Here is a 20,901-nt window from a genome sequence, read left to right on the forward strand (position 1 = left end):
CCGCACCGGCCGGTAACAACCGCGCCCCCGCGACGTAGAGTGGAATGGCCAGACTTGTCAGGCGGCTCGGAAGGGGGTCGTCATGGTCCAGGAACTCATCGTGGCGATCACGGCGGCCTGTTCCGCCTCGGTCATCTACGTCGCCGCCGGCGCCCGCGTCGTCAAACAGTACGAACGCGGGGTCGTCTTCCGTCTCGGGCGGCTGGCCGGCGAGGTCCGCTCCCCCGGCTTCACCATGATCGTTCCCTTCGTGGACCGGCTGCGCAAGGTCAACATGCAGATCGTGACCCTGCCCATCCCGGCGCAGGAGGGCATCACCCGCGACAACGTGACGGTCCGCGTCGACGCGGTCGTCTACTTCCGGGTGGTGGACGCGGCGAACGCCATCATCCAGGTCGAGGACTACCGCTTCGCGGTCTCCCAGATGGCACAGACCTCGCTCCGGTCGATCATCGGCAAGAGCGATCTGGACGACCTGCTCTCCAACCGCGAAAAGCTCAACCAGGGGCTGGAGTTGATGATCGACAGCCCGGCGATCGGCTGGGGCGTGCAGATCGACCGCGTCGAGATCAAGGACGTCTCCCTGCCCGAGACGATGAAGCGGTCCATGGCCCGTCAGGCCGAGGCGGACCGCGAGCGCAGGGCCCGGATCATCAACGCGGACGCGGAACTCCAGGCGTCCAAGAAGCTGGCGCAGGCCGCCGAGGTGATGTCGGAACAGCCGGCCGCGCTCCAACTGCGGCTGCTGCAGACGGTGGTGGCCGTCGCCGCCGAGAAGAACTCCACCCTCGTCCTGCCCTTCCCGGTCGAACTGCTGCGCTTCCTGGAGCGGGCCCAGTCCGGACAGCCGCCCGTCGTGGCGGACTCCCGGCAGCCGTCGGCCCCCGAGGTACCGCCCTCGCTCAAGGGGCAGCCGGGGGTCGATCCCGTCGAGCCGCCCGTCGTGCCGGACCGGATCAACGGAGTGCGGGAGGCGCTCGGCCTGCCGGAGGCGTTCGCGGACACCGACGGGCTCGGCATCCCGGACGCGTTCGGCCTGCTGGGGGACGTCGGGGCGCCGAGGGAGCCGGGAGACGATCCGGAACCCTCCGGACGCCCGGAGGGGTCCGGGTTCACGAAGGACTCCGGCTTCACGGAGGAGTCCGGGTAGCCGTTCGAAATCCCGTGGCCCGGCCGGGAGGCCGCTGCTAGCGTGTGAGCCATGAAGAAGCGTGCCGCGATGAACACGACGACGCCGGAGAGTGTCCCGGCGCGCTGACCTCTGACATGAGTCGAAGCCCCGGGGCGAGTGCCCCGGGGCTTCGCCGTGTGGTCGCTCGCCCTCCGCAAGCGAGGAGACCACCGTGAACGACCACCGCCGACTCGGCCGCGAACTCGGCCTGTTCGACACCGACCCCCTCATGGGCGCCGGACTTCCCTACTGGCTGCCCGACGGCGCCGCCGTGCGGTACGCCCTGGAGGAGTACGTCCGCGACGCCGAGCGGCGGGCCGGCTACCGGCACGTGTATTCGCCGGTGCTGGGCAAGAGGGAGCTGTACGAGATCTCCGGGCACTGGTCGCACTACGGCGACGACATGTTCCCGCCGATGGAACTCGGTGGAGAACAGATGCTGTTGCGGCCGAGCCTGTGCCCCCACCATGCGCTGATCTACCGGTCCCGCCCGCACAGCTACCGCGAACTACCCTTTCGCATGGCCGAGTTGGGCGGGATGTACCGCTCCGAGCTGTCGGGCGTGCTGGGCGGCCTGACCCGTGTGCGGGCCATCCAGCTCAACGACGCGCACATCTTCTGCACCCCCGACCAGGTCGCCGAGGAGGCCGCCGCCGCCCTCGGACTGATCCGTGCCGCGTACGAGGCCATGGGCATCGAGGCGTCCCGCTACCGGCTGTCGCTGCCGGGCCCGGGAGGCAAGTACGTCGCCGATCCGGAGCTGTGGCGCAGATCGGCCGCGCTGCTGCGCGAGGTCCTCGACGGGTCCGGCGTCGCGTACGAGGCGGTCGAGGGCGAGGCCGCGTTCTACGGGCCCAAGATCGACGTCCAGATCGCCGACCCGGCGGGCCGCGAGTCCACCCTCTCCACCGTCCAGGTCGATTTCCACCAGCCCGAGCGCTTCGATCTGCGCTACATCGGCGCCGACGGCGCGAAACACCGGCCGGTCATGGTGCACCGCAGCGTGATCGGCAGTCTGGAACGGGCCGTCGCCCACCTCATCGAGGTGCACGGCGGCGCCTTCCCCGCCTGGCTCGCCCCCACCCAGGTGGTGGTCCTGCCCGTGTCCGAGGCCGAGACCGAGGAGGCGCTCCGGCTCGTACGCCGCTGCCGCGACCAGGGTCTGCGGGCCGGGCTCGCCGCCCCGGACGAGGGCAGCCTGGGCGCCCGGGTGCGTGCCGCCCGGCTGGTCCCGTACCAGGCGGTGATCGGTCCCCGGGAGGCGGCCGACGGCCTGATCGCCCTGCGTCTGCGCGACGGACGCCGTCTCGATCCCCGGCCGGCCGACGAGGTCCTGCACGAGATCGGCCGCGAGATCGGCCGGAGGACCGGGTCGCGCGGCACCGGGTGACGGTGTGCTCCTCCTAAGCTGGAGGCATGAGCGACGACCACCGCGCGACCGGCGCGGACGGGCCTGCCGGGGAGTCCCACGGCACCCTCGACCCGGCGGGGCAGGACGGGCCGCCGTACGCGGAGTGCGTGCTGTGCCGTGAACCGACCGAGTATCCGGAGTCGCACAAGGGCATCACGCTGTGCCCCGTCTGCGACTGGCAGGAGGCGCAGCGCACCGCGTGCTCGGGCTGACCGGCGCGGGGCGGACGGTCCGTGGGACGGGTGGCCCGTGGGACGGGCGGCTCCGGCACCGGACCGTCCGTCCGGAACGGATCTTCCGCCTGGCAGACTGGGGGCGTGAGCAGCGACGACCCGACTCCCGCCGACGACAGCCCGTTCCGCGACGAGCCCACGGCGCGTGACACCGCACGGCAGTTCGTCCTGCCGCTGGTGGTGCACATCGAGAAGGACGCGCCCCCGGCGCGCACCGACGCGCTGGAGACCTCGGCCCGGGCCGTGCTGACCATGCTGAGCGACGAGCGTTCGCTCGGGGACGGCATCTGGGCGCAGGCGATGCGGGACTGGCAGGACGCCCGGATCCGCAAGGTCGTACGGCGGGCGCGCGGCGCCGAGTGGCGGCGGGCCGAGGCGCTGCCCGGCATCACCGTGACGGGGCGGACCGCGGAGGTGCGGGTCTTCCCGCCGGTGCCGCTGGACGGCTGGCCCAAGGACCTGGCGCGGCTCCAGGTGTCCGGTACGGATCTGGAGGATCCGGAGCCGCCGGCACCGGCCGATCCGGCGGCGCCCGTGCTGTGGCTGAACCCGGAACTCGACATGTCGGCGGGCAAGACCATGGCGCAGACGGGCCATGGCGCCCAACTGGCCTGGTGGGAGCTGTCGGAGCAGGAGCGGACCGCCTGGCGCGCGTCGGGCTTCGCCCTCTCGGTCCGTACCGCCGATCCGGCCCACTGGCGTGAACTCAGTGTCTCCGAGGTGCCGTTGGTCCGTGACGCGGGGTTCACGGAGATCGCCCCCGGGCTGACGGTCGCCGTCGAGGGACACGACCGCGTGGGCGCCCTGCCGGGACGCGCCGCGGATCCCGCGGGCTGACGCGGCTGACGCGGCTGACGCGGCTGACGCGGCTGACGCGGCTGACGCGGGACCCTAATCGGCCAGGGTGGTGGCGAGTTCCGCGGTGACGCGGACGATCTCGGTGTCCGGCTCGGCGAGCAGGTGCTGAAGGGTGCCGCGGTGGGCGCGGACGGCCTGGCGTGCCTCGCGCTCCCAGCCCACCCAGTTCTCCCGGCGGTTGAGGAGCTTGGGGTACGCGGCGGCGGTGCGTTCCCACTGCCGGGCGTCCGCGATGTCCTTCAGGAGCTGGATTATCTGGACGCGGCAGGTGACCTGGGGGAGTTCGGCGAGCTCCCACAGGAAGGGGACGGTGGCGGCGGTCGCCTGCTCCACGACGAATCCGAACTGGCAGATTCGTTCCCTCAGGTCCTGGAGTGCCGCTCTGGCGGTCGCCGCGTCACCCCAGGCGACGGTGTTGAGCAGGAAGGGGATGGCTTCCGCGGACCCCTTGGAGTCCTTGATCTCGTCCCACGACACGCGTTCCAGGTTCCTGAGTGGTGTGGCCATTTCCGCTCCCCTCCGAAGGCGTCGGACAGTGCCAGGTGCGCGGGCGGGCCGAGGGCCCGTCCCGGACGATCACGCTCCCCGGGGAGCGGCTGAGCCGACGTCAGCAAAGGCCTCTGGCAACGAGGTTGACGCCACGGCTATTATCCACGCTGACAGCGTCTTCGTGCAATTGCACGAGAAATTGCATGAAGACGGAGAGGCGCATGGGCCACGTGAGGCCCGGCCGGGGCCCGCGACCGGGCGGCCGGCCCGGGCGCGCACCTGGTGGAACGTCAGCAAGGAGAGTGCGTTGGTGCCATCAGTGCCGAACGGAGTGCGGGCCAGCTCGCTGGGTGCCTCCTGGATCAAGAGCAGGCACAGCAATGCCGAAGGCAACTGCGTCGAAGTGGCCGCGCTGGGAGACGGACGGATAGCGGTCCGCAACTCCCGTGACCCCGACGGCCCGGCCCTCGTCTACACCCCGGCGGAAGTGGCCGCGTTCCTGGCCGGCGCGAAGGACGGGGAGTTCGACCACCTGCTCTGAGCCCCGGTCCCGGAGGCGCTCTGAGCCCCGGTCCCGGAGGCGCTCTGAGCCCTGGTCCCGGAGGCGCCGAACTCCGTTGAAACGGAAGGCTGGTTGTCCACTTCTGTCTCTCCATGCGGCAGAGTCCGGCGCAGTGCGATAATTTTGGCTGTCTTCTGCCGGTCGACTGGGAGTCAGGATGTCCGTCGAGTCACCCCGCGTCTCCCGCCTCGAACCGTATCTGAGCCGGGAGGAGCCCGCCCCCACTCTGCTGAAGATGCTGGTCGGCGTGCAGCTCGCCGGCGCCCGCGAGGACGCCGGGCTCTCCCAGGAACAGGCCGCGCGCTCCCTCGGGTTCAGCGCGGCGAAACTGTCGCGCATAGAGGCGGGCAAGGGCCGTCGGCCACCGACGGAGGACGACGTCCGCGCACTGCTCGGGCTGTACGGGACCGAGGACTACGAGATCTCGGTCCTGCTCAGACTGCTCAAGCGCGCGGGCGAGCCGGGGTGGTGGCAGCGCTACGACAAGCGGCTGATGCCCGAGTGGTTCGACCGGCTGGTCGGCCTCCAGGAGGCAGCCACCACCATCCGTACCTTCGAGATCCAGTACGTTCCGGGCCTGTTGCAGACTCCCGACTACACGCGGGCCGTGGTGGAACGCGGGCTGCCGACGGCGCCCGCCGCCGAGGTGCAGCGCCGGGTGGAGCTGCGCATGCGCAGACGGGAACTGCTGGACCGGGTGGACGCGCCTCAACTGTGGGCCGTCGTCGACGAGTCCGTCCTGCTGCGCGTCCTGGGCAGCCGTGCGGTGATGCGCGCCCAGCTCGAACACCTCATCGAGATGGCCCAGCGCCCCCATGTGGTCGTGCAGATCGTGCCGTTGGACGTCACCAACGCCTCCGCGCCGGCCATCCCGGTCACCTATCTGCGCTTCGGCGGCGTCGAACTGCCCGACATCGTCTACCTGGAGCACATCAGGAGCGCCAACTTCCTGGAGGACCGCGACGAGACGGAGGAGTACCGGGTGGTACTGGACCGGCTCGCCGACGAGGCCCTCAGCCCCCGCGCGTCCCTGGCGCTGCTGCGCACCACGGTGGAACAGCGGTACGCCAAGGACTAGGAGGCGTCGCGGCCGGACGCGTACGCGAAGGGCGGGAGCCGGCCCGGCGGACGCCGGACGGCAGCGGCCCGACGGTATGAGCCGGAGGCTCTCCTAGCGGATCCGGCCGACCCCGCCGAACTCGATCCACTCCTGCGTGAGCTGGCGCGGCACGACATCGGTGTCCGGCCGCCAGGTGGACACCTCGACCAGTCCGGGTTCGAGGACGTCCATGCCGTCGAAGAACTCCTCCACGTCCTTCTCCTGGCGGACCCGGCCCCAGTGCCCCTGCGTCGCCTGGTCCATGAAGCCGGTGACGAAGTCGCGGACCTCGGCGTCCTCGCTGACCAGTTGGCACATCACCATGAAGCTGCCGGGCGCCAGCCGCTCGGCGACGCGGCGGATCACCGGGAGGGGCCCGTCGGTCTCGCTGTCCGGGATGCAGTGGAACACCGAGTTGAACAGCACGGCCACCGGCTGTTCGAGGTCGATCAGCCGCCGGGTGTCGGGGTGGGAGAAGATCTCCTCCGTCTGCCGCAGGTCGGCGTGGATGACGGCCGTCCGGTCGTTCTGGTCGAGCAGGGCCCGGCCGTGGACCAGCACCATCGGGTCGACGTCGACGTAGACCACGCGGGAGGTCTCGTCGATCGCCTGGGCGACCTGGTGCACGTTGTTCTGGGTGGGCAGGCCGGATCCGTGGTCGAGGAACTGCCTGATCCCGTATCCGTCCGCCAGGGTGCGGACCACCCGCTGGAGGAAGCGCCGGTTGTTCAGGGCGAGCGCGCGCGTGCTGGGGACGACCTTGTCCAGTTCCTCGCAGGCCGCCCGGTCGGCGGCGTAGTTGTCCTTGCCGCCGAGGTAGTGGTCGTACATGCGCGCGGCCGTGGGCACCGTGGCATCGATCGACGTGGACAACTGCTCGCCAGGCTGCATCGTTCCCCCAGATCAGTGTCGGTCTGCCTGACCGGCCCGACCGGCAATCCATCTTAGGGAAACGGAAGTTGGCGTTGCCACCCCCCGAACGAAGGACGCGGGAGGCCTTTCAGGCCAAGTCTCGCCCCTCGCTCACCGTGGTGGCGCGAAAGGGCCACTCGCCCTCGCCGGAGCCGGTCCGCTCGCCGCAGTCCGGCACGGGAGCGGCGGCGCGGAACCTCAAATCTTGCTCTGAACGTCCGCCCCTGTGGGTTCGGTCCCGGCCCCGGGGGCCATGACCTGGTCACGCCGGTGCACCGGCCGTCGTGGGGAGCGACGTACGGGCAGGCGCGGCCGAGGCCGTGACGGAGGAGGGGACATGACGAAGCCGGAGCGGCTGGGTACGGGAATCGGGTGGCGGCCGGAGATCGCCGAGGCCGTGGAGCGGATGCCCGGCATCGACTGGGTCGAGGCCGTGGCGGAGAACCTGTGCCCCGGTCATCTCCCCGAGTCGCTGCTGCGGCTGCGGGAGCGGGGGGTCACGGTGGTGCCGCACGGCGTCTCCCTGGGCCTCGGCGGCGCCGACCGGCCCGACGAGGCGCGGCTCACCGCGCTCGCGGAACGCGCCGAGGCGCTGGGCTCGCCGCTCGTCACGGAACACATCGCGTTCGTCCGGGCCGGCGGCCCGCTCACCGCGTCACCGCTCCTGGAGGCCGGGCACCTGCTGCCCGTTCCGCGCACCCGGGACGCGCTGCGCGTCCTGTGCGAGAACGTCCGCGCGGCCCAGGCGGCGCTCCCCGTCCCCCTCGCCGTGGAGAACATCGCCGCGCTGATCTCCTGGCCGGGCGAGGAGATGACCGAGGGGCAGTTCCTCTACGACCTGGTCGACCGCACGGGCGTCCGGCTGCTCATCGACGTGGCCAACCTCCACACCAACCACGTCAACCGCGGCGAGGACCCCGCCAAGGCCCTGGACGAACTGCCCGTCGAGGCGATCGCCTACGTCCACGTCGCCGGGGGCTTCGAGCGGGACGGCGTCTGGCACGACAGCCACGCCCACCCCGTCCCGCGGCCCGTGCTCGACATCCTCGCCGACCTCGCGTCCCGGGTGACCCCGCCGGGTGTCCTCCTCGAACGCGACGAGAACTTCCCGAAACCGGCCGCCCTGGAGCGGGAACTCACCGCGATCCGGGACACCCTGAAGCAGGCGGAGGCCGGAGCTCGGGCGACCGGGCCCGACCGGACGGCCCCGGCGGGGACCGGCCCCACTCCCTCGGCGGCCGCCCCGGGCGAGATGGCCGTACCGGACCAGGCGACCGCGCCGGACGAGGTGCCCGCGGCGGGAGACGCGCCCCGTCAGCGGGTGGCGCTGGCGCAGGCCGCGCTGCTGTCGGCGCTGGTCGCCGGGACCCCCGCGCCCGAGGGCTTCGACCGCGTCCGCCTCGGGGTGCAGGCGCGCGCCCTCGCCGCCAAACGGGCGGACGTCGTCGCGAAGGTGGCCCCGGAGCTGCCGGAGATCCTGGCCGACGGCTACCGGCCGGCCTTCCTCGCGTACGCGCAGCGGCGTCCGATGACCGGCGGCTACCGCCGCGACGCCCTGGACTTCGCCGAGCACCTGCTGCTCGCCGGGCTCCCGGAGAGCGCCAGGACCCGGCGGCTGCGCGCGTGGTGGCTGGAACGGTCGGGTCCCGCCCCGCTGTCCGGACGCCCCGTGGCCCGGCTCGCCAGGGCCACCCGCAGGGCGCTGCTCCGCCGCTGAGCCGTCTCCCCGGCATCCGACACGCCTCGTCCGCGGAGTGTGCCCGGAGTAACACCGCACGATGTGAAGGCGCTGTGCGCGTCCGTTTGATGATGCTTCAGGACGGTTCGGCGTCAGCACGAACCACCGCATCCGGCGCCTTCCACCCTCGTCCCGACCCCTCCTTCGCGTACGGCAGTCGGCGTAGAGCCCGCAGTAGCATGCCAGCCCGCACGCGAAGCGCATTAGCGTGCGGTGCCGCAACAGGAGGCACCATGCGATCCGACAACCGCACCGGACCGGTCAGTGGAACAGGGCTCATCATCGCCGCCCTGCTGGCGACCCTGGTCGCGCTGGCCTTTCCGATCTGGTCGTACGCGGACCGCGCCGGCACCGGCCTCGACACCCTGAACTCCGGGACCGTCCCGAGTCCGTACGGTCCGCTGTCGGGCCTGGACCGGGAGTTCGTCACCAGGGTCCGGCTGGCCGGTCTGTGGGAGCTGCCCGCGGGCCAGCAGGCCCAGGAGCGCGGCACCACCCAGGCCGTACGGACGGCGGGAGCGCACCTGATCGAGGGGCACACGTTCCTCGACGCGCGCGTCCGCAGCGTCGCGGCGCGGCTCAGCCTGGAACTGCCCAACCAGCCCAACGCACAGCAGCGTCAGTGGCTGTCCACGCTCAGCGCCGCGCACGGCACGCAGTACGACCGGGACTTCGCGAACATCCTGCGCGCCGCGCACGGCAAGGTGTTCGCGATGGTCGCCCAGGTCCGCGCGAACACGCGCAATTCACTCGTGCGCGATCTCGCCGACGACGCGAACACCACCGTGCTCGACCACATCAAGGTCCTGGAGGCGACCGGATACGTGGACTTCGACGCGCTCGCCTCGGACGCGGCCACCGCGAGCCCGCCGCCGCTCACCAACTCCCCCGCGCCGCCCGGCCCGGTGCCGTCCCCGTCGTCGCCGGTCCCGGTGACCCCGTCCTCGGGCTACCCGCTCCCCCCGGCCGCCGCGCGCCCCAACCCGTCGGCGGGCTCCTGAGCGACCGCGGCGAGGTCCGTCCGCCCGTGGACCGTGCCGAGTCCTCAAGACCGCCCCGATCCACACGAGTTGCGCGTGGTGCGGAGATCGAGCACCGGGGCGCGCGGAAAGCGGAACATCACACACCGGCAACGGCTGCGTCCCACATAGTGGGTGGAGCATGGCGCCCACCCGGTCCCATCGCATAGAAAAACGCCATGTTCTGGGTCCTTCTCCTGATCCTCGCCTGGGTAGCGGCCGGTGTCTCCTGCACCCGGCTGTGTCTGGCCGCGGTCCGTACCGCGTCGCTCGACACCGATGCCGCGCACGGGCACGACCTCACGCTGTACGAGGCCGCGTTCCTGTCCGGCGGACCGGCCCGGGTGGCCGATCTGACCCTGGTGTCGATGGCCCGCCAGCGCCGCCTGCTGCTCGCGCACACCGGCTGGGCCACCGTCGTCGACCCGCGCGGGCGCGACGACATGGAGCGCTCGGTCATCGGGGCGATCGGACCCGAGGGCCAGTCCCGGATAGCGCCGCTGCGGGCGGCCACCGCCGCAACCGACTCCGTACGCCGTCTCGCGGACCGGCTGGTCGCGGCCGGCCTCGCCGTCCCCGACGGGACCCGCACCACGGTCGCGGGGGCGGTCCGCCAGGTCCAGGCCGCCGCGGCCGGGGTCCTCGCGCTGGGCGTCGCGGCCCTGCTGCTGCCGGGCCAGGCCCCGGGCAGCGACGTCCCGGTGGCCGTCTGGTTCCTGCTTCCGCTCATCCTGACGGTGAGCTGTCTGGCCATAGCCCGGATCGAGGTGCACCCCTGCACCCGCTGGGCCTCCCCGGCCGGGCAGCGGCTGCTCGGCACCCTGGCCCGGCACTCCGACGCCTCCGGCGACGACCGTACGTACCTCACCTCCGTCGCCGTACGCGGCATCCGCGCGATCGGCGAGCCCGACCTGCGGGCGGCCCTGGCGCACCGCGACCGCGACACCCCCTGGCGGGAGGGGGCCCACTAGGACCAGCGCCCGAAGACACCCCGGGCTCCAGGGGGCTGGAAGGAGCCCGCGGGGGCGCATCGGGGTCATTGGCGCCGACACCGGCGGGCGGTGCTTTACTTCGCCGTCCGCCGAACGAAGCATCCTTCTGTCGCTGCCGCGCGCTGAAGGGATTCGCGATGAGAGCTGCCGTCCTCCACGGAACCGCAGGGTCCTTGCTCCTGGCCGGCCTCGTCGCCGCTCCCGCGGACGGCGCGCAGGCCTGGCCCGACCCCATCGGATCCGCCGCGACCCGCGGCACCGCCGTCGCCGCCGGACGCGCCGCCGCCACGGGCATCCACTTCGGCAAGTGCCCCAAGGAGGAGCACCTGCCGGCGAGCCTCCAGTGCGGCACGGTCACGGTGCCCCTCGACTACACGCTCCCCGACGGCAAGCGGATCAGACTGACCGTCAGCCGCGTGAAGGCCACCGGCAAGGACCCGCACAACGCCAGGCACAAAGTGCCGCGTCAGGGCTCCCTCGTCTACAACCCCGGCGGTCCCGGCGGCTCCGGCATGTTCTTCCCGCTGATCGGCATGCTGCCCGAGTGGAAGCGCATCGGAGCCGCGTACGACCTCGTCGGCTACGCACCGCGCGGCGTCGGCCGGTCGGCGCCGCTGACCTGCCGGGACCCCCGGCACCGTCCGAAGCCGCTCCTCCAGGCCCCGACCGTCCCCTCGGAGTCGTTCAAGAAGGCACGGATCGCGGAGGCCAAGGCGTACGCCCGCGGCTGCGCCCGGCGTGCGGGCTCCGCCCTGCGCCACTACACCTCGCTCGACAACGCCCGCGACCTGGACGTGCTGAGGGCCGCGCTGGGCGAGCGGAAGCTGACGTTCATGGGCGCCTCGTACGGGACGTACTTCGGCTCCCTGTACGCGACGCTGTTCCCCTCGCACGTACGCCGCATGGTCTTCGACTCGGCGGTGAACCCCGACCCCGAGAAGGTCTGGTACGGCAACAACCTCGACCAGTCGGCCGCGTTCGAGACCCGCTGGGCGGACCTGCGCGCGTGGATCGCCCGCCACCACACGGTGTACGGACTGGGCCGCACCGCGGAGGAGGTGCGGCGCTCCTACGAGAAGGCGCGGGCCCGGCTCGCCGCCTCGCCCGCCGGAGGCGCGGTGGGACCCGCCCAGCTCCAGGGCGCGTTCCTGCAGGCCGGGTACTTCGACGACTACTGGCCGCAGCGCGCGCTGGCGCTGTCCGCCTATCTGAAGGGCGACCCGAAGCCGCTGATCCAGGTGGCCGGACCGCATCCGGAGGCGGCCGCCGAACAGGAGAACAGCAGCGCGGTCTACACGGCCGTGGAGTGCAACGACGCGCCCTGGCCGACCGACTGGCGTACCTGGGACCGCGACAACACCCGGCTCGCGCGGGTCGCCCCGTTCGAGACCTGGGACAACGTGTGGATGAACCTGCCGTGCGCGTACTGGCCCGCGCCCCGGCAGAAGCCGCTCGACGTACGGACCCTGCCCGGTGAGCTGCCGCCGACGCTGATCCTGGCCGCCGAGCGGGACGCGGCGACGCCGTACGAGGGCGCGAAGGAACTCCACCGACGGCTGTGGGGCTCGGTGCTGGTGACGGAGAACGGCGCCGGCACCCACGGGATCGCGGGCGGCCCCAACAAGTGCGTCAACGGCCACCTGGACGCCTACCTCCTGGAGGGCCGGCTCCCCGGCGGCGACGCGGGATGCGCGCCGCACCGCGAGCCGGTGGCGCGGGCGCACTGACCGGGTCCGGAAACCGGGAAGGCGGACGCCCCCGGGAGGGGCGCCCGCCTTCTCACGCGGACGGCCGGTGATCCGCCGGCACGGCCGGACGGGATGCCGGGACGGTCAGGCGAGGCCCGCGACCAGTTCGGCGACGTCCTTGCGGCGGCCCGTGTAGAACGGGACCTCCTCGCGGACGTGCATCCGGGCCTCGGAGGCGCGCAGGTGACGCATGAGGTCGACGATGCGGTAGAGCTCGTCCGCCTCGAAGGCGAGCAGCCACTCGTAGTCGCCGAGCGAGAACGAGGCGACCGTGTTCGCGCGCACGTCCGGGTAGCCGCGCGCCATCTTGCCGTGGTCGGCGAGCATCCGGCGGCGGTCCTCGTCGGGCAGCAGGTACCAGTCGTAGGAGCGCACGAAGGGGTAGACGCTCACGTAGTCGCGGGGCGTCTCGTCGGCGAGGAACGCCGGGATGTGCGAGCGGTTGAACTCGGCCGGGCGGTGCAGCGCCATGTTCGACCAGACCGGCTCCAGCGCGCGGCCCAGCTTCGTACGGCGGAAGAGGTTGTACGCCTCCTGGAGCTGGTCGCTGGTCTCGGCGTGCCACCAGATCATGACGTCGGCGTCCGCGCGCAGCCCCGAGACGTCGTACGTGCCGCGGACGGTGACGTCCTTCGCGGCGAGCTGGTCGAACAGCTCCTGGACCTCGTCGGCGTAACCGGCGCGGTCCTCGGGGAGCACGTCCTTCAGCTTGAAGACCGACCACAGGGTGTAGCGGATGACCTCGTTCAGGTCCTTGGCCAGCTTGCCCTTGTTCGGGATCCTGGCCGGCTCGGTGGTGGGGGCGTCGTCACTCATGAGGCTATTCTCCCGCGCCGCCGTGCAGGCTCTGCACCGGGTGGGCCCGCAGTGCCTCAAGACCGGCGCCGTCGCCGCCGAGCCGGTCGACGGCGGCGTACGCGGACGCGATGCAGGCCGGGATGCCGACCCCGTCGTACGCCGCGCCGCACACGGCGAGGCCGGGCAGCTTCCCGACGTGCTCGCGGACGCGGGCCACGCGCGCGTGGTGGCCGACCGGGTACTGGGGCAGACCGTCGTCCCAGCGGGTCACCCGGGTCTCGACCGGCTCGGCGTCGAGCCCGGTCGCCTCCCGCAGGTCGTGCCGGGACACCTCGACGAGATCGGCGTCGGACCTGCCGAGCACCTCCGTCTCGCCGTACCGTCCGACGGAGGTGCGCAGCACCAGCAGGCCGGGGTCCTGGTCGGCGATCCAGCCCCACTTGCGGGAGGCGAAGGTGGACGCCTTGATGGTGTGCCCGTCGACCGGAGGCACCAGGAAGCCGCTCCCCTCGGGGAGGGTGACGCCCTCGCCGCGGTAGGCGAGGGTCACCAGGGCCATCGACGCGTACTCCACGGCGGCCAGTTCGGCCGCCGCGGCCGGCGCCTCGGCCCGCAGCAGGGAGGCGGCCGCCGGGGCGGGCAGCGCGAGGACGACCGCGTCGGCGTGCAGGACGCGGTCCCCGGCGACGACGCGCCAGGCGGCGCGGGCCTGCTCGCCGGTCCCGGCCGCCGTGGTCCGGCGCAGCTCGGTCACCTGCGTCCCGGTGAGGATCTCGCCCCCGCGTGCCGTCACCGACGCGGCGACGGCGAGCGGCAGCCGGCCCACTCCCCCGTCGATGCCCATGAACACCGGGCCGCCCGGCCCGGCCGCGGCCGCCTTCCCCTGGATCTCGCGGACCGCCTCGGTCAGGGAGGTGTGGGTGCGGGCGGCAGCGTAGAGCTGGGGGACGGCCAGCCGCATCGAGATGCGGTAGGCGTCTCCCGCGTACACCCCGCCGAGGAGGGGTTCCACGAGGCGGTCGACGACCTCGCGGCCGAGGCGCGCCGCCACGTACTCGCCGACGGCGATGTCCTCGCCCACCTCGGTCCGCGGCAGGTCGGCGTCGCGCTCGATGCGGCGCAGGCCCTCCTCGGAGAGGACGCCGGCGACGGCGGACGCGTCGCCGGGGACGCCCATGACGTGGCCCTTGGGCATGGGGCGCAGGGTTCCGCGGGTCCACAGGGAGGCCGTCGCGGTGGCGGGCGGCTGGAGGCGGTCGCCCAGCCCGGCCTCGCGGGCGAGGTCCACGGCCTCGGGGCGGCGCGCCAGCATCGACTCGGCGCCGAGGTCGACGCGCGCGCCCGCGATCTCGCCGGTCAGCAGCTTGCCTCCGACGCGGTCCGACGCCTCCAGGACGGTGACGCGCGCGCCCCGCCCGAGCAGGCGGTGAGCCGCGGCCAGCCCCGCGATCCCTCCGCCGACGACCACGACGTGTCCCGAACCCGCAGGGGTGTCCTCTTCGCGCATGTCTCCACCTTCTCAGACGTCCCCGGCGCCCCCGGCGGGGAGCCCGGTGTCCCGCGCGAGTCCGGACCGTGACCGCATCGGGACCGGAGCACGCCAACGTCCCGCGCCCCTCCGGCGTCGAAGAACTGTCCGTCGTCACCACCCTGGGGGGTAGTCCCGCATGCACACAGGCTCCGTACATCCGCTCCGGCCCACGGCACCCGGCGAGCCCGGATCTTTCGCCTCGTCCGCCCCGCCGGTCCCGTCCGCGTCGCCCGCGCGCGCGGTCCGCCCCACCCGGGTCATGGCCGGGATGTTGCTCGTCGCCGCGGTCGCGCTGACGGGATGCGGCGCGAGCGAGACGGGGAGCACCAACGACAAGTCGGTCGCCCGGAGCGACGCGAACGCCGCCCCCGCGGAGCAGGCGGACTCGGGGGCCGCGGGGGCCGCGGGGAGCGGGGCCGCGAACGGCCGCAAGACAGCCGCTCCGCCCAAGGTGACCCTGAACAGCATCATCCGTACCGCCTCGCTGACCGTCGTGGTCAAGGACGTTCCCGGGGCTCTGGACGACGCCCGCGCGGCGGCCGAGAACGCCGGGGGCTACGTCGGCGACGAGACCACCACCCGTGACGGCCGGGACCACGAGCGCACCCGGGTCGTCCTGCGGGTGCCCACCGAGCGCTACGACGAGGTGCTCGCCGCGCTGGAGGGCGCCGGCAAGGTCGTCACGCGCACGGCCAAGGCGGAGGACGTCACCGATCAGGTCGTGGACGTGGAGAGCCGCGTCAAGTCGCAGCGCGCCAGCGTGGCCCGGGTCCGCGAACTGATGGACAAGGCCACCAGGCTCAGTGACGTGGTCGCTCTGGAAGGGGAGTTGAGCACCCGGGAGGCCGATCTGGAGGCGCTGCTCGCCCAGCAGGCGTCGCTGAAGGACCGCACGAGCCTGGCCACGATCACGCTCACGCTGTCCGAGACGCCGGTGAAGAAGGCCGAGAAGAAGGAGTCCGACCCGGGCTTCCTCGACGCGCTCTCGGGTGGCTGGCACGTGCTGGTCACCGTGGTGCGCTGGCTGGCGCTGGCCGTCGGGGCCGTCCTTCCCTTCGCGGTGGTGCTCGGCCTGATCGTCCTGGCGTGGACGCGTGGCGTGAGCCCGCGGCTGCACCGCCGGACCCCGGCGCCGGCCTCGGGCCCGGCTCCGGCCATGGCCGCGGGCCCGTCCGCGGTGACTCCGGGCCCGGCCCCGGTTCCTTCTCCGGCGGCGCCCGAGGGTCCGGCCCCGGTGCCGGCCTCGCGCACCGCTCCGGAACCGGCCGCGGACCCGGCCTCCGGCACGGCGGGCGGCACCGCGCCCGGCGCGGGCCGGGAGGGCGGCGGGGAGGACTGAAGTGCCGGGCCCCCGTAGCGTGTTCGTATGGGCATGAGCGATACGAACGGTACGAGCGGCGGGCACGGCGACCGGGAACGGCTGGTCGTGATCGGGGGTGACGCGGCGGGCATGTCCGCCGCGTCACAGGCACGCCGGCTGCGCGGTCCCGACGAGCTGGAGATCGTGGCGTTCGAGCGGGGCCACTTCACCTCGTACTCGGCGTGCGGCATCCCGTACTGGGTGGGCGGCGACGTCCCCGACCGCGACCGGCTGATCGCGCGGACCCCCGAGGAACACCGGGAGCGCGCCATCGACCTGCGGATGCGTACGGAGGTCACCGAGATCGACGTCGCGGGCGCCCGGGTGCGCTCACGGGACCTCGGCACCGGGGCCGAGGCGTGGACCTCGTACGACCGCCTCGTCATCGCGACCGGCGCGCGGCCGGTCCGCCCCGAGCTGCCGGGCGCCGACGCGCCGGGCGTGCACGGCGTGCAGACGCTGGACGACGGGCAGGCGCTGCTCGACACGCTCGCGCGGACCGAGGGCCGCCGGGCCGTGGTCGTCGGCGCGGGCTACATCGGCGTGGAGATGGCCGAGGCGCTCATCAACCGCGGGTACGAGGTGACCGTCGTCAACCGGGGCAAGGAGCCCATGGCCACCCTCGACCCGGACATGGGCCGCCTGGTGCACACCGCGATGGAGGGGCTCGGCATCACCATGGTCGGCGACACCGAGGTCACCGGGTTCCTCACCGCGGACGACGGACGGGTCCGCGCGGTCGTCACGGCCGACGCCACCTACCCGGCGGACGTCGTGGTGCTCGGCATCGGCGTGCGCCCCGAGACGTCCCTGGCCCGCGCCGCCGGACTGCCGCTCGGCGACCACGGCGGGCTGCTCACCGATCTGTCGATGCGGGTGCGCGGGCACGAGGACATCTGGGCGGGCGGCGACTGCGTCGAGGTGCTCGACCTGGTGTCGGGGCGCGAGCGGCACATCGCGCTGGGCACCCACGCGAACAAGCACGGGCAGGTCATCGGCTCCAACGTGGCCGGCGGATACGCCACGTTCCCCGGCGTCGTCGGCACGGCGGTGAGCAAGGTCTGCGACCTGGAGATCGCCCGGACCGGGCTGCGCGAGAAGGACGCGCGCCGGGCCGGGCTGCGGTTCGAGACCGTCACCATCGAGTCGACGAGCCGCGCGGGCTACTACCCGAACGCGGCCCTCATGACGGTGAAGATGCTCGCGGAGCACCGGACGGGACGGCTGCTCGGCGTGCAGATCGTCGGCCGGGAGGGCGCGGCGAAGCGGGTGGACATCGCCGCGGTGGCCCTGACCGCGGGCATGACGGTGGAACAGATGACGATGCTGGACCTCGGCTACGCCCCGCCGTTCTCGCCGGTCTGGGACCCGGTCCTGGTCGCGGCCCGCAAGGCGGTGGCGAAGGTGCGCCGGGCAACCCCGTGACGGGCACGGGGACATGTCCGCGAGGTCCCGCCCGGCGACACCTCCCGGGGCCCGCGCGCGCGGGCCCCGGTGGCGGACAGCCGCTAGGCGGACTCGTTCCCGGCCGACCCGTTGATCCGGTCGATCGCCTGCCGGGCCTGCTCGGCCGGCGGCCGGGCCGGCAGCGAGGAGACCGAACCGGCCGCGGTGACCGCGGGCGGGGCCTGGGCCGGCTTCGCGTGCGCGGCCGAGCGGGAGGACCGCAGACGGTGGCTGACCGCCTCGTCCAGGGTCACGGGCCGCTGCAGCCGGGCCGCGAGCCGTCCGGCCTCCTGGCCGAGCGCGGCGACATCCTCCCAGGGGAGGTGCAGCACCAGCGCGATCTCCGCCTCGCCGTCGGGCAGGGCGTGCATCGGAGGAGTAACTCGGTCGCTCATGGCCTGGGTCCTCACGTCTTCACGTCGTCGCGTCGTCGTACCCGTCCCGCGGCGCCGGAGCGAAGCGGGGGGCTGAGGAGACATACGGCCGCGGGGGCACATGTGTTCAGTGTGTTCGACGGGAAACGGCGCCGGGGGCCGCTCCGGCCGGGGCCCACCCGGCCCCGTCGAGCACGGATTCGCCCCGCGTCTCGCGGGCAGTAGTTCCTCGTGGTCATTCCCGTCCATGACGTGAACCCGGTGCGGCGCACGCCCTATGTGACGTACGCGCTGATCGCCGCCAATGTGCTCGTGTTCCTCTACACCCCCGGTCTCGCCGGATCGGTGGCGGGCGACAGCGCCCTGTCGCAGCTCTGTCATCTGCACGCGTTCATGGACCACTACGCCGCCGTGCCGCAGGAACTGATCCACCATCGGATGCCGCGCCTGGTCCCCACCGGCGAGGTCGGCGGCGGTCTGCACGGGCCGGGCTGTGTGCTGGGACCGCCGGGCTACGACAAGTCCCCGCCGCTGTCGGTGCTCACGGCGATGTTCCTGCACGGGAGCTGGCTGCATCTGCTGGGCAACATGCTCTTCCTGCTGATCTTCGGCAACAACATCGAGGACCGGCTCGGACATGTGCGCTTCACGCTGTTCTACGCGGCGTGCGGCTTCGCGGCGGCGTACGGCTTCGCCCTGGTCAACGAGGACTCGGGCGACCCGCTGATCGGGGCCTCGGGGGCGATCGCCGGGGTCCTCGGCGCGTATCTGGTGCTGTATCCGAGGGCCAGGGTCTGGGTCCTGGTGCCGTTCCTGGTGTTCCTGCCGCTCCGGCTGCCCGCGTGGCTCGTGCTGGGCTTCTGGTTCGTGCTCCAGGCCGCGTACTCGTCCGGCGCCGCCGTGCCCGCCGCGGGCACCGTGGCGTACGCGGCGCACGTCGTCGGTTTCCTGGCCGGCATGCTCCTGGCCTGGCCGCTGCGTCCGGGCACCCCGCCACCGCCGGAGCCGCGCCGCCTGCTGTGGGGCAGACAGGCGCGGCACGGCTGGTAGATGACGAACGGACCGGCCCCGGGGTTCGGCGGGCCGACCGCGGGGTCCCGCGGGCCGACCGGCGTCCTAGCGGGCCGTCTGCGTGTGGACGTACTCCACCAGGCGGCTCAGCACGTCGGGGTCCATGCTCGGCATGACGCCGTGTCCGAGGTTGAAGACGTGGCCCTCCAGACCGGCGGCGGCGGCGAGCACCTCGCGGGTCTTCGCCTCGACGGCCTCGGTGCTCGCGAACAGGACCGCGGGGTCGAGGTTGCCCTGGAACGCCTTGCCGGGACCGACGCGGCGGGCGGCCTCGTCGAGCGGGACCCGCCAGTCGACGCCGACGACGTCCGCGCCGGCCTCACCCATGAGGCCGAGCAGCTCGCCGGTGCCGACGCCGAAGTGGATGCGCGGCACACCGTAGGAGGCGACGGAGTCGAAGACCTTGGCGGAGGCGGGCATCACGGAACGGCGGTAGTCGGCCGGGGCCAGGGCGCCGACCCAGGAGTCGAAGAGCTGGACGGCGCTCGCGCCGGCCTCGATCTGCACCTTCAGGAAGGCGGAGGTGATCTCGGCGAGACGGTCGAGCAGGTCGGCCCAGAGCTGCGGGTCGCTGTACATCAGCGCCTTGGTGTGCTCGTGGTTCTTGGACGGACCGCCCTCCACGAGGTAACTCGCGAGGGTGAAAGGCGCGCCCGCGAAACCGATGAGCGGGGTCTCCCCGAGTTCGGCCGTCAGGAGTCCGATCGCCTCGGTGACGTACCAGACGTCCTCGGGGGTCAGGTCGCGGAGCTGGGCCAGGTCGGCACGGGTGCGGATCGGGTTCTGGACGACCGGGCCGACGCCCGGCTTGATGTCCAGGTCGACGCCGATGGCCTTCAGCGGGACCACGATGTCGCTGTAGTAGATGGCGGCGTCCACGCGGTGCCGGCGGACCGGCTGGAGCGTGATCTCGGCGACCAGCTCGGGCCGCGTGCAGGACTCCAGCATGGGGATGCCCTCGCGCACCTTGAGGTACTCGGGCAGCGAACGGCCGGCCTGCCGCATGAACCACACGGGCGTGTGCGGCACGGGCTCGCGCCTGCACGCCTTGAGGAAGGCGGACTCGTACGTGGCTGTCGGCTGCTGCCCGGCGGGGCTGTGGTTGGCGCTCACGACGGAAAGTCTCCCACGCCTCGCGGGCACCCCCGTCCCGGGCTCCGGTGCGCCCGCACCCCTCCGGAGGGCGCATTCGCGCGACGGCGTGCGCCCGGCGTGATCCGGACAGGGGTCCCACGCACGGGTGTCTCTCCCTGCGCGCGGGCTCCGTTCCCCTTAATCTTCCCGGCATGGCTGCGGCTCAGGGACGACTGTCGGACGGCGCTGGCGGAATGGACGACGCGAGGGAGGAGAAGGAGGGGGACAGGAATGCGGCGGAGACGGCCCCGTTGCCCTTCCGGGCGGCCGTCGACGCACTGCGGGGCGCCCGGCTGCGGCCGGACATCGAGATCGACCCGACGCGACCACCGCAGCGCCTGGCTCCGTACGCGTACGCGCTGGAGGCAGCGGTCGTGGCCGACGACGAGGATCTGGCCGACGGCCGTCTCGTCCTGCTGCACGACCCGGCCGGACACGACGCCTGGCAGGGCTCCTTCCGTCTGGTGACCCTGGTCCGCGCGGAGCTGGAGCCGGAGATGGCCGCCGACCCGCTGCTCCCCGAGGTCTGCTGGTCGTGGCTGACCGGCTCGCTCCAGGCCCGCGGGCTCTCGTACGGCGAGGCGAGCGGCACCGTGACGCGCGCGAGCTCGCACTACTTCGGCGGGCTCGCGGAGCGCCCGGCCGCCTCTCAGATCGAGATCCGCGCGTCCTGGACACCCCGGGAGGGCCTCGGCGGCGTACCGGACACCGCCGCGCACCTCGCCGGCTGGTGCGACCTGCTGTGCCAGATCGCCGGACTGCCGCCGGTGACTCCGGGTGACGCCTCGGTGGTCACCCTGCCGCAGCGCCGGGGACCACAGTCCCGCTGACCCCGCCGAGGGCGCGCGCCGACGCGCGCGCCCTTTCCGTTTCCTTACCGGCCGCGTGGCGATACGACCACTTTCGGCCGCGTATCGACGAGGAACGACGGGGAACGACTGGGAACGACTCGGTT

At 73.0% G+C, this 20,901-nt stretch carries 19 protein-coding genes and 1 pseudogene; 14 read left to right on the forward strand and 6 right to left on the reverse strand.

Annotation, left to right across the window (positions count from 1 at the left end; translation table 11 throughout):
• Positions 1–82 precede the first annotated feature (82 nt).
• From ACZ4TO_RS07405 to ACZ4TO_RS07420, 4 genes and pseudogenes are all read left to right on the forward strand, one after another.
• On the forward strand, positions 83–1,150 hold the full coding sequence (locus ACZ4TO_RS07405) for a slipin family protein (RefSeq protein ID WP_468023673.1): 1,068 nt from the start codon (positions 83–85) through the stop codon (positions 1,148–1,150).
• A gap of 187 nt (positions 1,151–1,337) precedes the next feature.
• A pseudogene (gene thrS / locus ACZ4TO_RS07410) lies at positions 1,338–2,561 on the forward strand (threonine--tRNA ligase); the annotation flags it as partial.
• A 26-nt stretch (positions 2,562–2,587) separates the two neighbouring features.
• The gene (locus ACZ4TO_RS07415) at positions 2,588–2,794 is read left to right on the forward strand and encodes a hypothetical protein (protein ID WP_468023674.1); all 207 of its coding nucleotides are present in this window, start codon (positions 2,588–2,590) and stop codon (positions 2,792–2,794) included.
• 105 nt (positions 2,795–2,899) lie between these two features.
• On the forward strand, positions 2,900–3,652 hold the full coding sequence (locus tag ACZ4TO_RS07420) for a peptidyl-tRNA hydrolase (protein ID WP_468023675.1): 753 nt from the start codon (positions 2,900–2,902) through the stop codon (positions 3,650–3,652).
• 54 nt (positions 3,653–3,706) lie between these two features.
• Here the strand turns inward: ACZ4TO_RS07420 and ACZ4TO_RS07425 are convergent, their stop codons facing one another.
• A complete protein-coding gene (locus ACZ4TO_RS07425) occupies positions 3,707–4,180 on the reverse strand; it encodes a hypothetical protein (protein WP_382788656.1) in 474 nt (157 codons plus the stop codon).
• A 292-nt stretch (positions 4,181–4,472) separates the two neighbouring features.
• On the opposite strand from ACZ4TO_RS07425, the gene ACZ4TO_RS07430 reads away from it, so the two are divergent.
• Positions 4,473–4,703, forward strand: a complete 231-nt coding sequence (locus ACZ4TO_RS07430) for a DUF397 domain-containing protein (protein ID WP_355767705.1) — start codon at positions 4,473–4,475, stop codon at positions 4,701–4,703.
• 178 nt (positions 4,704–4,881) lie between these two features.
• Entirely contained in the window at positions 4,882–5,802 is a 921-nt protein-coding gene (locus ACZ4TO_RS07435; RefSeq protein ID WP_382788660.1) for a helix-turn-helix domain-containing protein, read from the forward strand.
• 93 nt (positions 5,803–5,895) lie between these two features.
• Here the strand turns inward: ACZ4TO_RS07435 and ACZ4TO_RS07440 are convergent, their stop codons facing one another.
• Positions 5,896–6,714, reverse strand: a complete 819-nt coding sequence (locus tag ACZ4TO_RS07440; protein ID WP_382788662.1) for an SAM-dependent methyltransferase — start codon at positions 6,712–6,714, stop codon at positions 5,896–5,898.
• A 358-nt stretch (positions 6,715–7,072) separates the two neighbouring features.
• Here ACZ4TO_RS07440 and ACZ4TO_RS07445 point away from each other — a divergent pair, with 358 nt between their 5' ends.
• From ACZ4TO_RS07445 to ACZ4TO_RS07460, 4 genes are all read left to right on the forward strand, one after another.
• The gene (locus ACZ4TO_RS07445; RefSeq protein ID WP_468023676.1) at positions 7,073–8,452 is read left to right on the forward strand and encodes an MbnB/TglH/ChrH family RiPP precursor modification enzyme; all 1,380 of its coding nucleotides are present in this window, start codon (positions 7,073–7,075) and stop codon (positions 8,450–8,452) included.
• 254 nt (positions 8,453–8,706) lie between these two features.
• Positions 8,707–9,474: a DUF4142 domain-containing protein gene (locus ACZ4TO_RS07450; protein ID WP_382788666.1), complete on the forward strand. Its 768-nt coding sequence runs from the start codon at positions 8,707–8,709 to the stop codon at positions 9,472–9,474.
• A gap of 197 nt (positions 9,475–9,671) precedes the next feature.
• Positions 9,672–10,463, forward strand: coding sequence for a TIGR04222 domain-containing membrane protein (locus ACZ4TO_RS07455; RefSeq protein ID WP_382788668.1), 792 nt, complete (start codon positions 9,672–9,674; stop codon positions 10,461–10,463).
• A gap of 158 nt (positions 10,464–10,621) precedes the next feature.
• Positions 10,622–12,211, forward strand: a complete 1,590-nt coding sequence (locus ACZ4TO_RS07460; RefSeq protein WP_468023677.1) for an alpha/beta hydrolase — start codon at positions 10,622–10,624, stop codon at positions 12,209–12,211.
• Positions 12,212–12,316: 105 nt separating this feature from the next.
• Here ACZ4TO_RS07460 and hemQ read toward each other — a convergent pair whose 3' ends face one another.
• Both hemQ and hemG read right to left on the reverse strand, forming a co-directional pair.
• Complete coding sequence (gene hemQ / locus ACZ4TO_RS07465) at positions 12,317–13,048, reverse strand: hydrogen peroxide-dependent heme synthase (RefSeq protein WP_382788673.1); 732 nt, start codon at positions 13,046–13,048, stop codon at positions 12,317–12,319.
• Positions 13,049–13,052: 4 nt separating this feature from the next.
• Entirely contained in the window at positions 13,053–14,537 is a 1,485-nt protein-coding gene (gene hemG, locus ACZ4TO_RS07470) for a protoporphyrinogen oxidase (protein ID WP_468023678.1), read from the reverse strand.
• Positions 14,538–14,820: 283 nt separating this feature from the next.
• Between hemG and ACZ4TO_RS07475 the strand changes: the two genes are divergently transcribed.
• A complete protein-coding gene (locus ACZ4TO_RS07475; RefSeq protein WP_468023679.1) occupies positions 14,821–15,900 on the forward strand; it encodes a DUF4349 domain-containing protein in 1,080 nt (359 codons plus the stop codon).
• 27 nt (positions 15,901–15,927) lie between these two features.
• Positions 15,928–17,346 carry an FAD-dependent oxidoreductase gene (locus ACZ4TO_RS07480; RefSeq protein ID WP_385040892.1) on the forward strand — a complete coding sequence of 473 codons (1,419 nt, stop codon included), beginning with the start codon at positions 15,928–15,930 and terminating at the stop codon, positions 17,344–17,346.
• Between the two features lie 83 nt (positions 17,347–17,429).
• On the opposite strand, the gene ACZ4TO_RS07485 is transcribed toward ACZ4TO_RS07480, so the two are convergent.
• Entirely contained in the window at positions 17,430–17,762 is a 333-nt protein-coding gene (locus ACZ4TO_RS07485) for a hypothetical protein (RefSeq protein ID WP_382788679.1), read from the reverse strand.
• Between the two features lie 210 nt (positions 17,763–17,972).
• Here ACZ4TO_RS07485 and ACZ4TO_RS07490 point away from each other — a divergent pair, with 210 nt between their 5' ends.
• Positions 17,973–18,791: a rhomboid family intramembrane serine protease gene (locus ACZ4TO_RS07490; RefSeq protein WP_468023680.1), complete on the forward strand. Its 819-nt coding sequence runs from the start codon at positions 17,973–17,975 to the stop codon at positions 18,789–18,791.
• Positions 18,792–18,857: 66 nt separating this feature from the next.
• Here the strand turns inward: ACZ4TO_RS07490 and hemE are convergent, their stop codons facing one another.
• Positions 18,858–19,925 (reverse strand): uroporphyrinogen decarboxylase, encoded by a 1,068-nt coding sequence (gene hemE, locus ACZ4TO_RS07495; protein WP_382788683.1) that lies wholly within the window; start codon positions 19,923–19,925, stop codon positions 18,858–18,860.
• Between the two features lie 215 nt (positions 19,926–20,140).
• Here hemE and ACZ4TO_RS07500 point away from each other — a divergent pair, with 215 nt between their 5' ends.
• The gene (locus ACZ4TO_RS07500; RefSeq protein ID WP_382788773.1) at positions 20,141–20,776 is read left to right on the forward strand and encodes a DUF3000 domain-containing protein; all 636 of its coding nucleotides are present in this window, start codon (positions 20,141–20,143) and stop codon (positions 20,774–20,776) included.
• Positions 20,777–20,901: the final 125 nt, after the last annotated feature.

It is taken from the genome of Streptomyces sp. NPDC028298, from assembly GCF_055565895.1.

Excerpts from the sequence above, each read along its gene's own strand:
- ACZ4TO_RS07405 (WP_468023673.1), top strand. The coding sequence starts at position 83 with ATGGTCCAGGAACTCATCGTGGCGATCACGGCGGCCTGTTCCGCCTCG.
- ACZ4TO_RS07415 (WP_468023674.1), top strand. The coding sequence starts at position 2,588 with ATGAGCGACGACCACCGCGCGACCGGCGCGGACGGGCCTGCCGGGGAG.
- ACZ4TO_RS07425 (WP_382788656.1), bottom strand. The coding sequence starts at position 4,180 with ATGGCCACACCACTCAGGAACCTGGAACGCGTGTCGTGGGACGAGATC.
- ACZ4TO_RS07435 (WP_382788660.1), top strand. The coding sequence starts at position 4,882 with ATGTCCGTCGAGTCACCCCGCGTCTCCCGCCTCGAACCGTATCTGAGC.
- ACZ4TO_RS07440 (WP_382788662.1), bottom strand. The coding sequence starts at position 6,714 with ATGCAGCCTGGCGAGCAGTTGTCCACGTCGATCGATGCCACGGTGCCC.
- ACZ4TO_RS07445 (WP_468023676.1), top strand. The coding sequence starts at position 7,073 with ATGACGAAGCCGGAGCGGCTGGGTACGGGAATCGGGTGGCGGCCGGAG.
- ACZ4TO_RS07450 (WP_382788666.1), top strand. The coding sequence starts at position 8,707 with ATGCGATCCGACAACCGCACCGGACCGGTCAGTGGAACAGGGCTCATC.
- ACZ4TO_RS07455 (WP_382788668.1), top strand. The coding sequence starts at position 9,672 with ATGTTCTGGGTCCTTCTCCTGATCCTCGCCTGGGTAGCGGCCGGTGTC.
- ACZ4TO_RS07460 (WP_468023677.1), top strand. The coding sequence starts at position 10,622 with ATGAGAGCTGCCGTCCTCCACGGAACCGCAGGGTCCTTGCTCCTGGCC.
- hemQ (WP_382788673.1), bottom strand. The coding sequence starts at position 13,048 with ATGAGTGACGACGCCCCCACCACCGAGCCGGCCAGGATCCCGAACAAG.
- hemG (WP_468023678.1), bottom strand. The coding sequence starts at position 14,537 with ATGCGCGAAGAGGACACCCCTGCGGGTTCGGGACACGTCGTGGTCGTC.
- ACZ4TO_RS07475 (WP_468023679.1), top strand. The coding sequence starts at position 14,821 with ATGGCCGGGATGTTGCTCGTCGCCGCGGTCGCGCTGACGGGATGCGGC.
- ACZ4TO_RS07480 (WP_385040892.1), top strand. The coding sequence starts at position 15,928 with ATGGGCATGAGCGATACGAACGGTACGAGCGGCGGGCACGGCGACCGG.
- ACZ4TO_RS07485 (WP_382788679.1), bottom strand. The coding sequence starts at position 17,762 with ATGAGCGACCGAGTTACTCCTCCGATGCACGCCCTGCCCGACGGCGAG.
- ACZ4TO_RS07500 (WP_382788773.1), top strand. The coding sequence starts at position 20,141 with ATGGACGACGCGAGGGAGGAGAAGGAGGGGGACAGGAATGCGGCGGAG.